This window comes from Actinomyces sp. HMSC075C01 (assembly GCF_001812965.1).
Lineage (GTDB): Bacteria > Actinomycetota > Actinomycetes > Actinomycetales > Actinomycetaceae > Actinomyces > Actinomyces acetigenes.
The window spans coordinates 77903-92386 of the sequence record NZ_KV811009.1; the positions used below are offsets into that span (position 1 = coordinate 77903).

Below are 14484 nucleotides of genomic sequence, written 5' to 3' on the forward strand. Positions count from 1 at the left end.
GGCCAGTAGATCCCCACCCTCGTGGAGTAGGCCGACCCTCGTGCAGGACGTCTGCAGTGTGTCCGGAGCCGCGTCGGTGGGCGGCGGCGGACCGGCTGCGTGCGTCGTCGCAGGCGGAACGGTAGGGTCGGGGGCAGAAATGTTGTGACACCATGTCGCCCTCCGGCGTCGTCCCCCTTCCAGGAGCAGACCGTGACCCGAAGCCTTGCCGCACGTACGCGCGTCCTCGCCGCCAGCGCTGCACTCCTCCTCGCCGTCGGGGCGCTCGCCGGCTGCTCCGACCACCCTGGTCGGGCGGCCGACATGCACTACACCGGCCTGGACGGGGCCCGCCACTCCGTGGTCGTCACTGAGAAGGACGTCGACGTCGTGGTCAAGGAGCTGGACTCCGCACTCGGCCGGGAGAACCTGGAGCATCAGGGTGTGAACCGGTCTCAGATCGCCAGGCTCCTTGTTCAGGCCCCCATCATGGTAGAGGTCGGCCGGGCCCACGGAGTGACCGTCACCGACGCGCAGACCGTGCAGTGGTCCAAGGAGCATCTGAGCTTTGAGCCCCGCCAGGCGGCAACGATCACCTACCTGCGGGCGATTGCCCTGTCTGGCGAATACCAGGAGCTCTATCAGCAGGGGCAACAGGGGCAGGCCGTGATCGGCGAGCTGCAGAAGCTCTATAGCACGATCGACGGTGATTTCTCCCCGCGCTACTCCGACAAGGCTCGGACCTGGTCGACCCAGACCGATCCCCGACTGGCATCCGGCAACAACCCCTTCGGAGGCGGCCTGCAGCAGGCCCCCCAGCAACAGCAGCAGGCCCCGCAGCAAGGTGGCCAGCAGGCTCCCCAGCAGCAGCCTCAGCAACAGCAGCAGAATCCCCAGCAGGGCGGTCAGCAGCCCGCCGACTCCGGTCAGACCGACGGGCAGGGCGAGACTGGCCAGGCCGACGGCGCTGCGGGCGAGGGCGGCCAGGGCACCGAGCAGCCCGAGACCAACGGCCAGTAGGGCCGCTCAGAGCGCCCAGGACGACGACGGAACCGAGAGACCGCCGTCGTCCAGTGCCGTCCAGTGTTTCTCGCCGGGCGTGAACACTGTGCATTCCTCAGGACCATGGCCCTCGTGGTGGGGGTGCGGGCCCGCTAGGCTGGACCTGCATTCGGCAGTCGCGCGCGAGTGTGCCCGACGCCGACGACCGCATCACGACCCCCTCAGCAAGGAGCACCAAGTGGCCCTCATCGAGAACGTTCACGCCCGCGAGATCCTCGACTCCCGCGGCAACCCGACCCTCGAGGTCGAGATCCTTCTGGAGGACGGTGCTTCCGCTCGCGCCGCCGTCCCCTCGGGCGCCTCCACCGGTGCCTTCGAGGCCGTTGAGCTGCGCGACGGCGACAAGAGCCGTTACGGCGGCAAGGGAGTGGAGAAGGCTGTCGCCAACGTCAACGACATCATCGCCCCCGAGGTCATCGGCTTTGACGCCGCCGACCAGCGCGGCCTCGACCAGCTCATGATCGAGCTCGACGGCACCCCCAACAAGGGCAAGCTCGGCGCCAACGCCATCCTCGGCGTCTCCCTGGCCGCCGCCCAGGCCTCCGCCGAGTCCGCCGGCCTGGACCTGTTCCAGTACGTCGGCGGCCCCAACGCCCATGTCCTGCCCGTGCCCATGATGAACATCCTCAACGGTGGTTCCCACGCCGACTCCAACGTGGACATCCAGGAGTTCATGATCGCCCCCATCGGCGCCCCCACCTTCCGTGAGGCCCTGCGCATGGGTGCCGAGGTCTACCACGCCCTCAAGGCGGTCGTGAAGGAGCGCGGCCTGTCCACCGGTCTGGGCGACGAGGGCGGCTTCGCCCCCAACCTCGACTCCAACCGCGAGGCCCTCGAGCTCATCGTCGAGGCCATCGAGAAGGCCGGCTACAAGCCCGGCAAGGACGTCGCCCTGGCCATGGACGTCGCCTCCTCGGAGTTCTTCGACGACAAGACCAAGACCTACCAGTTCGAGGGCGAGGCCCAGGACACCGCCTCGATGGTCGAGTACTACAAGCAGCTCATCACCGACTTCCCGATCGTCTCCATCGAGGACCCGCTCTCCGAGGACGAGTGGGACGACTGGAAGCACCTCACCGAGCAGATCGGCGACAAGGTCCAGATCGTCGGCGACGACTTCTTCGTCACCAACCCCGAGCGCCTCGCCAAGGGCATCAAGCTCGGCGCCGCCAACGCCCTGCTGGTCAAGGTCAACCAGATCGGTTCCCTGACCGAGACCCTCGAGGCCGTCGAGATGGCCCACCGCGCCGGCTACAAGACGATGACCTCCCACCGTTCCGGTGAGACCGAGGACGTCACCATCGCCGACCTGGCCGTGGCCACCAACTCCGGTCAGATCAAGACCGGCGCCCCCGCCCGTGGCGAGCGCGTCAACAAGTACAACCAGCTCCTGCGCATCGAGGAGGCCCTCGGCGACGCCGCGGTCTACGCCGGCGCCGGCGCCTTCCCCCGCTTCCAGGCCTGAGCCTGACAGCGACCTGCCGACATCGAGCCGCTGACTGACGCGACGCCTCAGCCGCGACTCGACGACGACGCACCCCACCGCTTCGGGGCAGACGGGTTCTCCCGCCTGCCCCGAAGCGTTGTCTACGGAACGGTGTCGTTGCGCGTCCATCAGGGGGCGAGTGATGAGTGGGGCGTGAGCAACGCGCCCGGTGGGGTGCGTCCTCGTGCGGCCCCCGGTGAGGCAGGATGCCGGTATGACTCCACGCCGCCCCTCCTCCAGCCAGTCCGGGACGCGCCGTGTCGCCGGCGGCGCCCGGCCCCGTCAGGTTCCGGCCGAGCGGGCGGCCTCCGCGGCCGGGTCCGGTTCCGGCTCGGCCGCCTCCCGGCCCCGAGGCCTGCCGACGACGGTGCCCGGGCGGACCCTGCCGCCCAGGGTCGTCATCCTGGCGGTCGTATGCCTGCTGGCCTTCGTCGTCATCTTCACCTCCCTGCGCGCCTACCTGTCCCAGCAGGCCCAGTACGACGCCGTCGTCGACAAGATCAAGGAGGCCTCCGACACCTCCACCACCCTGGAGAACGAGCTGGCCCAGTGGAAGGACGACACCTATGTGCGCTCCCAGGTGCGTGAGCGCCTCGGCTACGTCATGCCCGGCGACACCAGCTACGTCGTCGTCGGCGCTGACTCCATGAAGGAGACCGAGGCCGGCGGCGGGGCCACCCCGGGCTCCCAGGACGCCCCCTGGTACCAGGAGCTCCGGGACTCCTCGCGGGCCGCCGGCCAGGCCAGTAGCACCGCCCCGGCAGGATCGAAGGACGGGGTGGACGGCAAGACCCTCAACCCCGCCCAGAAGGAGCTGCCGACCGGCGAGCCCAACCAGACGCCGTCGGATCCGCCCAAGACCACGCCGAAACCGGCCGTCACCCCGCAGACGAAGGAGACCCCGTGAGCCCCACCCCCCAGACGCAGGAGCCGGTGTCGTCGGCCGACCTCGAGGCACTGGCCGAGCAGCTGGGGCGGGTGCCGCGCGGAGTCGTCGCCATCGCGGCCCGCTGCGTGTGTGGGCGCCCCACGGTGGTGCGCACCGCCCCGCGCCTCGACGACGGCACTCCCTTCCCGACCAGCTACTACCTCACCCACCCGGCCGCTGTGAAGGGCTGCTCCACCCTGGAGGCCGAGCACCTCATGGAGACCTTCAACGCGGACCTGGCCGCCGACGCCGAGCTGGCCGCCGCCTACGCCGCCGCCCACGCCGACTACCTGGCCCGCCGCGCCGAGCTCGGGCAGGTCCCTGAGATCGCGGGGGTCTCCGCCGGCGGCATGCCCACGCGCGTCAAGTGCCTCCACGCCCTGCTCGGGCACACCCTGGCCGCCGGGCCGGCGTCAACCCCATCGGTGACCGCACCCTGGAGGTTCTGCGCGAGCGCGGACTGTGGGATCCTGAGCGCTGCTCCTGCTAAGCGGCAGGGACACCTTCCTTCCCGACCCAGCCCAGGAGGCCGCCACCATGACCCGCGTCGCCGCAATCGACTGCGGCACCAACACCATCCGCCTCCTCATCGCCGAGGCCGACCGCGACGACTCCGGGCGCCCCCACCTGGAAGTGCTGCGCCGCCGCAACGAGATCGTGCGCCTGGGCCAGGGCGTGGACCGCACCGGTCTGCTCGACCCCGAGGCCCTGGAGCGCACCCTGGCCGCCGTGGCCTCCTACGCTGCCGACTGCACCGAGCTGGGCGTCGCCCCCGGGGGTGACATGCGGCGCTTCGTGGCCACCTCCGCCACCCGCGACGCCCGCAACCGCGAGGACTTCGTGGCCGGGGTCAGGCGCCTGCTGGGCATTGAGCCCGAGGTCGTCAGCGGCCAGGAGGAGGCCCGCCTGTCCTTCACCGGTTCGCTGTTGGGCGCCGGTGAAGACGAGGGCACGCCGGGGCCGGGGGAGCACGCGCCCGCGCCGCGGCTCGTCGTCGACCTCGGGGGCGGCTCCACCGAGCTGGTCCTGGGCGTGGACGCCCCCAGCGCCGCCATCAGCCTGGACACCGGCAGCGTGCGCATCACCGAGCGCTTCCTGGCGGGCGGCGTCACCCCCGAGTCCGAGGCCGCCGCCCGGGCCGAGGTACGCGGCCTGCTCGATGAGGCCGAGCGGGTCGTCGACCTGTCCGCCCCCGGGCGGCTGGTTGGCCTGGCCGGCACCATCACCACCGTCACCGCCCACGCCCTGGACCTTCAGGCCTTCGACCCGCAGGCCCTGAATGGTGCTGAGCTGAGCCCGCAGACGGTCCTGGCCTCCTGTGAGGCGATCATCCACTCCACACCTGAGCAGCGCGCCTCCTGGGGCTACCTGGCCCCCGGCCGCCGCGACGTCATCGCCGCGGGAGCCCTCGTGTGGAGCGAGGTCGTCACCCGTGTCGTGGAGCGGACCACCGCCGCCGGGCGCCCGCTGCAGCGGGTCACCACCAGCCTCTACGACATCCTCGACGGCATCGCCCTGTCGCTCGTGCCCGAGCCGGGGCCGGCTGAAGGGGCCCGGGCGTGAGCGCGACGCCGCTGACCTGGGGCGGACGCAGCATCCCCGGCCCCGGCGGCCTGCCCGCGGTGGCGGTCTCCCTGACCGGGCCGAGCCTCGCCCAGGTTCGGACCCAGGCCCGCCGCGCCGTCGACGCCGGTGCCGACGTCCTCGAGCTGCGCGTTGACCTGCTGGAGGAGGCCGGCGCCCTGGCCGCCCCCGGCCCGCTGGATGCGGCCACGGCCGCCGCCCAGGTCCTGGAGTGCCTGCGGGGGCTGGGGGAGGCCATAGACGGCGCTGACGTCGACGGTGTTGACGCCGATACAGGCGCCCCGGTGCTGCTCACCTGCCGCACCGCCGCCGAAGGGGGCCGGGCCCACCTGGATGACGCCGCCTACGGCTCCCTCCTGCGCTCCGTCCTCGACGGGCTCGCCGACTGGGCGCCCGAGCGCTTCCCGGCCGCCATCGACGTCGAGGTCCGGCACGGCTGCCTGCCGCAGGTCTGCGCGCAGGCCCACGGTCTGGGTATCGACGTCGTCGCCTCCTTCCACGACTTCGAGGACACCCCCGCCGATGAGGCCCTCGAGGAGGTCCTGGCCCGCATGGCCTGTCAGGGTGCGGACCTGGCCAAGATCGCCGTATGGCCCACCGGTGCCGACGACGTTGCCCGCCTCCTGGGCGTGTGCGCGCGGGCCACGGCCGGCGCGGGGGAGCGCGGCGGCCTGGGGGTGCCCGTGGCCGCCATATCCATGGGGGCGCTCGGGGCGATCAGCCGTGTGGCGCCGGCCTTCGGGTCGGCGCTGACCTTCGCCGTCGTCCCCGACGAGCAGGGACTGGCCCGGGCCTCCGCTCCCGGCCAGCTGCCGATCCAGGACGTGCGCCGCTGCCTGGAGCTCCTGCGGGCCTGAACGATGGTCCGCACCCGCGCGTTCGTAGGGTAGGTCGTGCGTTCGGGGGGTAAGGGTACGAACGCGACCCCTACGGTACGAACGCGTGGAACCTGGTGGGGCTAGACGTCGAGCCTGCGCAGGAGCTGCGCGGGCGGAAAGGCCCCGTCCTCGATGTAGGCGCGGAAGACGGGGGCGGCCTGCTCACCGGTGAAGACCTCCTCGGGGTGCAGACGCAGCGAGAAGGGCTCGGGACCCCCGTTGTCCCAGGTGATCGTGGTCCATGCCTCGGGGTTGGCAATGGGCTCTCGGGCCACGGCGTAGTGCTCGTAGGAGTCGTCCTCGTGGGTCACGCGAATCTCGACACTCATGGCGGCCGCCGAGCCGCCGCACTGGATGAAGGTGGCCCGCGCCGGGGAGGACTCCGGGACCTCGTCCATATGCGTCATCCCGTCGGGCAGCGCCCACACCACGACGGCGAAGTGCCTCGCGCCGTCCAGGTAGGCGGGCGAGGTGAGCTTGCGAGCGACCTCCTCGGCAATGAGCCGCGGGGTCTGGGGCTGCAGGAAGACGTCGATGGGACCGTTCCTGCCGACGATGTACTGGGCGAAGTACCTCATGGTCTGCTTTCTGGTAGGCGATCGGCGCGGGCTATGAAGACAGCGTAAGCGCCGGTACGCCCTCGATGAGGGGATGTTGTTGCAACACACGCTGTCACGCCCCGGGGTGCGTCGATGTAGGAACCGGACGCCTGTGTCCTCGCTGAAACGAGCGACGAGCAGGAACAGTTGAACCACAGAGCCTCAATGTGTTGTACGTCACAGTATTGGGTTGTGTGTGTATGTTTAACGGTAAAAAATATATGATAGAGTCTCATCCTGACTGGTGTGCGAGGTCGTAACAACGCTGGTGCGGGTGATATTGCCGCAAAAGTCAAAGGCGATGAAAATGGTCGTTTTGAAGAGCTGGGCTGGGCGCGTAGTTTTGATACCAGTGGTACTGTGACTCGTACATACACGTGGAAAGTCGGCGAGGAGCCACCTCAGATCGATATGGACTCGTATGACGGTTCTGGAGGGGGTCGTAATGATCCCGATACTGGCGATGAAAGAGGGGGTATGACGCAGAAGGGTGGAATGCGTTACCCTCGTGCTGAACCGAGTCCCCCTGACAAAGTAAACCGCTATCCTGATGGGCGGAAGTATTAGGTCGACGTTGCCTTGGAGTGATTGATGGATGATGGGGTTCGTGGGGTGAATGATTGTCGAAGGCGAGACATTCTTTTTGTTTCTTCTACTGTGGGGGTGACTATGTTTTTGGGTGGCTGTCTCTCTTGGTTTGACAAAGGTCGGGGTGATGGAGGTGATCGTTTCGCCAAGTTTACGGAGTACACCACTACGGAGGCGGTTGTAAAAACTGACTTGGCTGCTGTTGAGAAGCGTATGCCGGGGATTAAGGTTACGGAAGCTCATTGGGTTGGAGAGCAAAAGGAGACTGGGCGCTACGATCTCCCTGCTCCTGAACCGCGCTACTGGTTTCATCTCGTTGCTACGTTGAGGTCTGATAGTGTCGATGCTCTCGTCAAGGCTTCGACGGGTACCGTCGATGTACTGCCTGGAATCCAGCCCGACCTGCGTAAGTATGTGCCCACGCAAGACGCCTTCGTGTCCGTTCCGCAAGGGAAAGCTGACGAGATCCTTGATGTCAAACATGTTGCGCAAGGCGACGAGAAAGACTGGGAAGGAGATGTCTTTAATGTAGAGCAGTTAGTAGTCACCTCAGCCTCCAACGTGATGATTCTTATTGGACGGGGTATTATGCGTTGATTGTAGAATCTTCTCTCTCGTTGGTTTGAGAGTGGTGTCAGCGAAACGGAGTGGTGGCATCGTGGTCGAGTACGGGAGGCGCGGCGTCGTCGGCATGGGGCTCGCCGGCGGGGCGGCACTGGCGCTGGGCGGGTGCGCCCCAGCGCAGGACGGTCGGTCGCGGCCGGGTGCGACGCCGACGTCGGATGGCCGTTTCGCAAGCTTCACCGAGTACGTCCCCGTGACGCTGGAGATCCGCACCGATCTGGGACGCCTCGACAGACGCATGCCGGGCGTCACCATCTCCTCGGCCCACTGGGTCATGCAGTACCAGCAGGAGCAACGCGAGGTCCTACCCCCACAGGACCGCCCGATATGGATACACGGGGTGCTGGCACTCGAACCCGCCAGCACCCGGCCGCTCGCCGAGGCCTCGAGCGGCACGGCCGATCCGCTCCCCGGTATCTACCCCGACCTGCGCCAGTACGTCCCCGAGGACAAGGCCTTCACCACAGTCCCGAAGGAGAAGGCCGATGCGATCCTCGACATCGAGCACATGATGGAGGATGACCCGAGTCGTTTTAATTCTCCCCACTTTGAGACCGAGCAGGTCGCCATCTGCGCTGACGCCAACCTCCTGATCTTCACCGCGACGGAATGGCATACGTGACGCGCCTGACCGGCTGCAGGCCTGCGGCCCGCGCGTTCGTAGGTTAGCCCTCGCGTTCGTACCCTTAACCCCCGAACGCGCGGCATAAGGTACGAACGCGCGAGCCGCTTCGGTCTGACAAGGGCTCAGCGCGCGTACCGGCTCCACGACGGGCCCCAGGTGGGGCGCCTCACCGGCTGCGTGGCTGTTCGCGCGCCCCGCCCATGGCGTAGTCTTGCCCACGTTGCCCCGGCGAGGGACGCGCCAGTACGGCGCGCATCCGTGATCGACGTGGTGGTACCTGGCGGTACTGCGCGTCGTCGCGCCCAGCCGGACCACCATCAGCCGCGGGGCACCGGGCCCCGCCTCATCCGCAAGGAGAGCCACATGGCCAACAACGCCATCACCCTCAAGGCCCAGGACCGCACCGAGTTCGGCAAGGGCTCGGCCCGCCAGGCCCGCCGCGCCGGCCAGGTCCCCGCCGTCGTCTACGGCCACGGCACCGAGCCCCGCCACGTCCTACTCGAGGAGCACGCCACCCGTATGGCCCTGCGCAGCAACGACAACGCCCTGGTCGAGCTGGACATTGCCGGCGGCGAGACCCTCCTGGCCCTGGCCAAGGACGTGCAGCGCCACCCCATCCGCCCCGGCGTGCAGCACGTCGACTTCCTCCTGGTGAACCGCAACGAGCGCGTCGACGTCGAGGTCCCGGTCACCGTTATCGGTGAAGCCACCCCCGGCACCATCCACATGATCGAGGCCGCCACCGTCATGGTCTCCGCCCCGGCCGTCTCCGTGCCCGAGACCATCGAGGTCGATGTCACCGGCATCGACGCCGGTACCGTCCTGACCATCGCCGACATCACCCTGCCCAAGGGCGTCGAGGCCGTCGCCGACGCCGAGACCGCCGTGGTCAACGTGGCCAACGAGCACGCCGTTGCCTCCGAGGTCCCCGAGGACGCTCCCGCTGAGGGCGACGACGAGGCCGAGGCCGAGGCCGAGTGAATCGCGCGTGACTGACATGTCCAGCCACGACGACGCGCCGGCAGGCACCACCCGCGCCGCTCGCGCCGGGCTCACCCCGGGGTGGGGCGTATGAGTGAGGCCTGGCTCGTCGTCGGGCTGGGGAACCCCGGGACCCGGTACGCCCGCAACCGCCACAACGTCGGCTATATGGTGCTCGACGTCCTGGCTGAGCGCACCGGGTCCCGGTTCTCCCAGCACAAGAAGGCCCGCGCCCGTGTGACCGAGGGCCGGCTGGGCATGATGCCGGGCGGAGCCCCTGGCCCCCGCGTCATCCTGGCCGAGCCCTCGGTGCTCATGAACCTCTCCGGCGGCCCCGTGGCCGGGCTCGTCTCCTACTACGGGATCGACCCCGACAGCCGCCTGCTCGTCATCCACGACGAGCTCGACCTGCCCGCCCACGAGCTGCGCCTCAAGCGCGGCGGCGGCGAGGGCGGTCACAACGGCCTGCGCTCCATCAGCAAGTCCATCTCCACCAAGGGCTACGCGCGCCTGCGCGTAGGTATCGGCCGCCCGCCGGGACGCCAGGACCCCTCCGACTTCGTCCTGTCCGACTTCCCCGGTCGCGAGCGCGCCGACCTCGGCGTCACCCTGGAGCAGGCCGCCGACGCCGTCGAGCAGGTCGTCACAGCCGGCTTCGACGACGCCCAGCAGCGCCTCCACGCCCCCCGCTGACGTTCGGTCCCTCAGGCCATGAGGCCGGTCTCGTAGGCGACGACGACGGCCTGGACCCGGTCGCGCACGTCGAGCTTGGCGAGCACGTTGCCCACGTGGGTCTTGACGGTGGTGGCCGAGACGACGAGGTGCGCGGCGATCTCCGCGTTCGACATGCCTTGGCTCATGAGCACGAGGATCTCTTTCTCGCGCGGGGTCAGCGAGTCGATCCGTGGGTCCGAGCAGGACTGGGCCGGCGCGTCTGAGCTCGGCAGCGAGGCGGCGAACATCTCCAGCATCCGCTGGGTGATGCGCGGCGAGACGACGGCCTCCCCGGAGGCCACGGTGCGGATGGCCTCGGCGAGCTCGGTGGGCCGGGTGTCCTTGAGCAGGAAGCCGGAGGCCCCGGCGCGCAGCCCGGCGAAGGCGTACTCGTCCAGGTCGAAGGTGGTCAGGATGAGCACGCGCGTGCCCGGGCACTCCTGGGCGATGCGCTCGGTGGCCTCGATGCCGTTCGTGCCCGGCATGCGCACGTCCATGAGGATGACGTCGGGGTGCAGGGCCCTGGCCTGGGCCAGGGCGGAGGCCCCGTCGGAGGCCTCGCCGACGACAGTGATGTCCTCCTCGGCCTCCAGCACCATGCGGAAGCCCATGCGCATGAGCGCCTGGTCGTCGGCGAGCACGACGCTGACCGGGCCGGTGACCTCGCCGGGGCGCTCCGACCCGCCGGGCTGGAGGGGGTCGCTGCTGCTCACAGGGGCGTCTGCCATGAGAAAGTCCCTTCGTCATGCTCGTCCCAGCGCAGGACTGCGCGGACTCGCCAACCCGTGGGCGTCGGGCCAGCCTGTACGGTCCCACCATAGACCGATGCGCGTTCCCGCATGCCGATCAGCCCCTTACCGGATCCGTGCATCGGGCGCGTGCCGGGGGCGGCCTCGTTGTCCACGGTGAGGACCACGGTGCCGATGTGCCGTTCGACGTCGACGCTGACGGCCGGCGTCGTCGGGGCGTAGCGCAGCACGTTGGTCAGGGCCTCCTGGGCGATGCGGAACACGGTGAGCTGGAGGGCCTTGTCGTCTGGGAGCGCGGCACCCACCCACCGGTAGGTGACCGGCACCCCCGCGGCCACGAAGCGTTTGACGAGCTCAGTGATGTCGGCTTGCTCGGGGGAGGGGGCCAGGGGCAGGTCGCCGCGGGAGCGGTCGCCCGCGCCGTCGGTGGCCTGCTGGCGCAAGTTCGCGATGGGGGCGCTGGGCTCGACCGGCGTCACCGTCCCCAAGGGGGCGAACTCGGGCACCGGCAGGTCGCGGACCTCGCGCTGGTGGGCCGACGACGGTGAGTCCTCTGAGGGGGCCGAGGCGGAGGCGTGCCCCGCGGTGACTGAGGGGTCCTCCCGCAGGACCCCCACCAGGCGGCGGGTGTCGGCCAGGGCACTGCGTCCGGCCTCGGCCAGGGTCTTCATGGCCTGCTTGGCCGTGGCCGGATCGCGCTCCACGGTGGCGGCGGCGCCGTCGGCCATGGTGATCATGACGGCCAGGGAGTGGGCGACGACATCGTGCATCTCCCGGGCGATGCGGCTGCGCTCCTCGGCGGCGGCAAGGAGTACCGCCTGCTCGCTGGCCAGAGCCATCCGGGCCGAGCGGAGCTCCATGGCCTTGAGCCGCAGGCGGGCGGAGCGGGTATTGAAACCGATCAGGATGCCGATCAGGACGAGGAGAACGAGCATGACGGTGGTGCGCAGGAGCTCCCCAACCGACAGACCGGGAGTTGTCAGGCTGAGGTCCAGCATGAGAACCACCAGGGAGATTCCCCCCGCGGTCCATGCGGTGGCCGGCCTGCGGTGCGAGGCGACGGCGCCCAGGGCGAAGGGGAGTGATACCAGCCCCATGCCGCTGACGCCGATGGTCGCGTACAGCAGCTGCTCCAGCGTGAGATGGAAGGCCCGCAGGATCGCGAACTGGTAGACCTCCGGGATCAGGAGGATGGCGGCCCAGCTCCACACAGGGGCGCGTCGGCGAAGTGCCAGCGCTATCCCCAGCAGTGCGATCGCGGTCAACGTCAGGGGCAGGAGGGGATAGGTCTTCACCGGGCTGCTGGGCCGCAGAAAAAACGTGACACCTGTGAAGAAGGCGTATGTGACGACGCCGGCAGCGATGGAGATGTCGATGATCGTCGGATGACGGTAGTACCACTGCCTGATCGTGCGCAGCAGGCCCCGTGGCTCGGGTGGGAGCTCCAGGTCGTCCTCGTTGGGCATGGTGGCGCCGTTACGGCCGGACTGAGGGGGCGGCAGCTGGCTGGACATAGGACTCAGTGTGTCATTCCAGGGGGTCATGATTGACGTCGACTTGTGCGGCTGAGGGACCCGCTTCCGACGATGGGGGTTCTTCCCGTGCCTGTCGGAGGCGGGGGTCGCCGGACCGGGGGAGGGCGTCGCGGGTAGGGAGCGGATGAGGCTCCGCAGAAGTGCGGGGTCGGTCAGGGGCGCGGGGGCTGACATGGGCTCGCCTCCGGCTGACGGTGGGGGAGTCGCCCGCTCAGGCGTCGCGCCGGGAGAAGACGAACCAGGCTGCGATGAGTGGGATGAGCGCCCAGGCGGTGAAGACCGCGATGGCCTGGCCGTGAGTGAGGAACTGAGCGCCCTGCCCGCCCCACTCGGTGGTGCGCTGGAACGGGTCGGAGACGGCCTCGGAGACAGTACTGGGCAGGCAGCCGATGATTTTGTAGATCCAGTCCCACTTGTTGGCTGCGAGCTGGAGGGGGACGGCGACGACGAACAGGAGGGAGACGATCACGGTGATGGCGCCGGCGGTGGAGCGCAGCAGGAAGCCGAGCCCCAGAGCCATGAGGGCGATGACGGCGAAGACCAGGCCCGAGCCCCAGATATAACCGGCGTAGTGCGAGTCGGTGAGAGAGCCGGCGTGCTCGCCGATGAAGGGCTTGGAGATCGCCCAGGACAGGAAGACGGACAGGCTTCCCAGGAGGAAGGAGACGATGGCCAGAACCACTGCCTTCGATGCCAGGAGCTGCCCGCGCTTGGGGACGGCGGCCAGGGAGGACCGGATCTGACCGGAGGAGTACTCACCGGTGATGATGAGGGCTCCCAGGACTGCGACCACGATCTGCCCGAATGCCAGGCCTTGAGTGATGAGGTCCTTGGCCATGTCCTGGTACTGCTCGGACTGTCCCGAGGCGGCGGTGAGGCCGGCGCCGAACAGAACGGTCAGGGCGATGGCGATGAAGGAGGTGATCCAGGTCGAGCGCAGGGACCAGAACTTGATCCACTCCGCGCGCACGGAGCGCAGGATGGTCTGGCGGCTCTGGATGAGTGGTCCGGCTGGGCGCGGTGCGGGGTCTGCGGGGGCGGTCCCGACGGCGGTGCGCACCGGTGCGGGGCCTGCGGGGGCGGCAGAGACATGTACTGGGGTGTGGGTACTCATGGCTTGGCTGGACCTTCTGTGGTGAGACGGATGGAGCGGTCGATGGCGGGCGCGGCGCGCTGGGGCGCGGGCCTCAGCCCCGGGCGGAGCCCTGCGGCACGGCCTGGCGCATCTGGGTCTGGGAGGCGGGGTCGGTGCGGTACTCCACGGAGTCGCTGGTCAGAGTCATGTAGGCCTCTTCGAGGCTGGCACGGATGGTGGTGAGCTCGTGCAGGACGATGCCGCCCTGGGCGGCCAGCTCGCCGATGGTGGCGGCGGTGGTCGCGGTGGTCTCCAGGACGTTGGGGGCCACGGGCCGGGCGGCCAGGTTGCGGGAGGCCATCAGCTCGGCGAGCTGGGTGGCCTGAGGGGAGGCCACGCGCACCCGGTCGGTGGTGGCCGAGGCGATGACGTCGTCGACCGGGCCGGCCGTGAGGATCCGGCCGCGGCCGATGACCAGGAGGTGGTCGGCGGTCTGGGCCATCTCGCTCATGAGGTGGGAGGAGATGAACACGGTGCGTCCCTCGCCGGCCAGGCGGCGGCAGGTCTCACGCACCCACTTGACGCCCTCGGGGTCCAGGCCGTTGACGGGCTCGTCGAACAGGAGCACACCGGGGTCGCCCAGCAGGGCCGCCGCGATGCCCAGGCGCTGGCCCATGCCCAGGGAGAAGCCCTTGACGCGCTTCTTGGCCACCGGGGTCAGGCCGGTGATGTCCAGAACCTCGTCGACCCGCTTGGCGGGGATGCCGTTAGAGGCTGCCAGCTGGCGCAGGTGGTTGCGGGCGCTGCGCGAGCCGTGCAGGCCCTTGGCGTCCAGCAGGGCTCCGACTTCGCACAGGGGGGCCGACAGCTGTCGGTAGGGGCGCCCGTTGATCGTGACCTTGCCGCTGGTGGGCTTGTCCAGGCCCATGATCATGCGCATCGTGGTGGACTTGCCCGCCCCGTTGGGGCCCAGGAAGCCGGTGACGGTGCCGGGCTCGACGGTGAAGGAGATGTTGTCCACCGCCGTTTTCTTGCCATAACGCTTGGTGAGATTGACTGCCTCGATCATGATGTTCT

15 protein-coding genes and 1 pseudogene are annotated in these 14484 nt (G+C 69.2%); 11 read left to right on the forward strand and 5 right to left on the reverse strand.

What is annotated here, in order from left to right:
- Positions 1-192: 192 nt before the first annotated feature.
- The 6 genes and pseudogenes from HMPREF2883_RS08505 (at position 193) to HMPREF2883_RS08525 (ending at position 5896) form a co-directional block, all read left to right on the forward strand.
- Positions 193-999: a hypothetical protein gene (locus HMPREF2883_RS08505; protein ID WP_070661037.1), complete on the forward strand. Its 807-nt coding sequence runs from the start codon at positions 193-195 to the stop codon at positions 997-999.
- A gap of 220 nt (positions 1000-1219) precedes the next feature.
- Complete coding sequence (eno, locus tag HMPREF2883_RS08510; protein WP_070661040.1) at positions 1220-2506, forward strand: phosphopyruvate hydratase; 1287 nt, start codon at positions 1220-1222, stop codon at positions 2504-2506.
- A gap of 235 nt (positions 2507-2741) precedes the next feature.
- Positions 2742-3434, forward strand: coding sequence for an FtsB family cell division protein (locus tag HMPREF2883_RS08515; RefSeq protein ID WP_070661044.1), 693 nt, complete (start codon positions 2742-2744; stop codon positions 3432-3434).
- Positions 3431-3945, forward strand: a pseudogene (locus HMPREF2883_RS14215) (DUF501 domain-containing protein). Before HMPREF2883_RS08515 ends, HMPREF2883_RS14215 begins: the two are co-directional and overlap by 4 nt.
- A gap of 47 nt (positions 3946-3992) precedes the next feature.
- Positions 3993-5018, forward strand: a complete 1026-nt coding sequence (locus HMPREF2883_RS08520; protein ID WP_070661046.1) for a Ppx/GppA phosphatase family protein — start codon at positions 3993-3995, stop codon at positions 5016-5018.
- The gene (locus HMPREF2883_RS08525; RefSeq protein WP_070661048.1) at positions 5015-5896 is read left to right on the forward strand and encodes a type I 3-dehydroquinate dehydratase; all 882 of its coding nucleotides are present in this window, start codon (positions 5015-5017) and stop codon (positions 5894-5896) included. Before HMPREF2883_RS08520 ends, HMPREF2883_RS08525 begins: the two co-directional genes overlap by 4 nt.
- A 101-nt stretch (positions 5897-5997) precedes the next feature.
- Here the strand turns inward: HMPREF2883_RS08525 and HMPREF2883_RS08530 are convergent, their stop codons facing one another.
- On the reverse strand, positions 5998-6495 hold the full coding sequence (locus tag HMPREF2883_RS08530) for an NTP pyrophosphohydrolase (RefSeq protein ID WP_070661051.1): 498 nt from the start codon (positions 6493-6495) through the stop codon (positions 5998-6000).
- A 267-nt stretch (positions 6496-6762) separates the two neighbouring features.
- Between HMPREF2883_RS08530 and HMPREF2883_RS14220 the strand changes: the two genes are divergently transcribed.
- The 5 genes from HMPREF2883_RS14220 to pth all read left to right on the forward strand — a co-directional run bounded on the left by HMPREF2883_RS14220 (position 6763) and on the right by pth (position 10027).
- Positions 6763-7083, forward strand: coding sequence for a hypothetical protein (locus tag HMPREF2883_RS14220; RefSeq protein ID WP_075371411.1), 321 nt, complete (start codon positions 6763-6765; stop codon positions 7081-7083).
- Between the two features lie 24 nt (positions 7084-7107).
- Positions 7108-7701 carry a hypothetical protein gene (locus HMPREF2883_RS14800; protein WP_141759079.1) on the forward strand — a complete coding sequence of 198 codons (594 nt, stop codon included), beginning with the start codon at positions 7108-7110 and terminating at the stop codon, positions 7699-7701.
- Positions 7702-7762: 61 nt separating this feature from the next.
- The gene (locus HMPREF2883_RS08535) at positions 7763-8350 is read left to right on the forward strand and encodes a hypothetical protein (protein WP_070661053.1); all 588 of its coding nucleotides are present in this window, start codon (positions 7763-7765) and stop codon (positions 8348-8350) included.
- Between the two features lie 366 nt (positions 8351-8716).
- On the forward strand, positions 8717-9334 hold the full coding sequence (locus tag HMPREF2883_RS08540; RefSeq protein WP_070661055.1) for a 50S ribosomal protein L25/general stress protein Ctc: 618 nt from the start codon (positions 8717-8719) through the stop codon (positions 9332-9334).
- 90 nt (positions 9335-9424) lie between these two features.
- Positions 9425-10027, forward strand: coding sequence for an aminoacyl-tRNA hydrolase (gene pth, locus HMPREF2883_RS08545; RefSeq protein ID WP_070661057.1), 603 nt, complete (start codon positions 9425-9427; stop codon positions 10025-10027).
- An 11-nt stretch (positions 10028-10038) separates the two neighbouring features.
- On the opposite strand, the gene HMPREF2883_RS08550 is transcribed toward pth, so the two are convergent.
- The 4 genes from HMPREF2883_RS08550 to HMPREF2883_RS08565 all read right to left on the reverse strand — a co-directional run bounded on the left by HMPREF2883_RS08550 (position 10039) and on the right by HMPREF2883_RS08565 (position 14476).
- A complete protein-coding gene (locus HMPREF2883_RS08550; protein WP_070661061.1) occupies positions 10039-10776 on the reverse strand; it encodes a response regulator in 738 nt (245 codons plus the stop codon).
- Complete coding sequence (locus HMPREF2883_RS08555) at positions 10758-12311, reverse strand: sensor histidine kinase (RefSeq protein WP_070661064.1); 1554 nt, start codon at positions 12309-12311, stop codon at positions 10758-10760. Before HMPREF2883_RS08555 ends, HMPREF2883_RS08550 begins: the two co-directional genes overlap by 19 nt.
- Before the next feature lie 232 nt (positions 12312-12543).
- Positions 12544-13446: an ABC transporter permease gene (locus tag HMPREF2883_RS08560; protein ID WP_070661067.1), complete on the reverse strand. Its 903-nt coding sequence runs from the start codon at positions 13444-13446 to the stop codon at positions 12544-12546.
- A gap of 73 nt (positions 13447-13519) precedes the next feature.
- Positions 13520-14476, reverse strand: coding sequence for an ABC transporter ATP-binding protein (locus HMPREF2883_RS08565; RefSeq protein ID WP_070661069.1), 957 nt, complete (start codon positions 14474-14476; stop codon positions 13520-13522).
- Positions 14477-14484 lie beyond the last annotated feature (8 nt).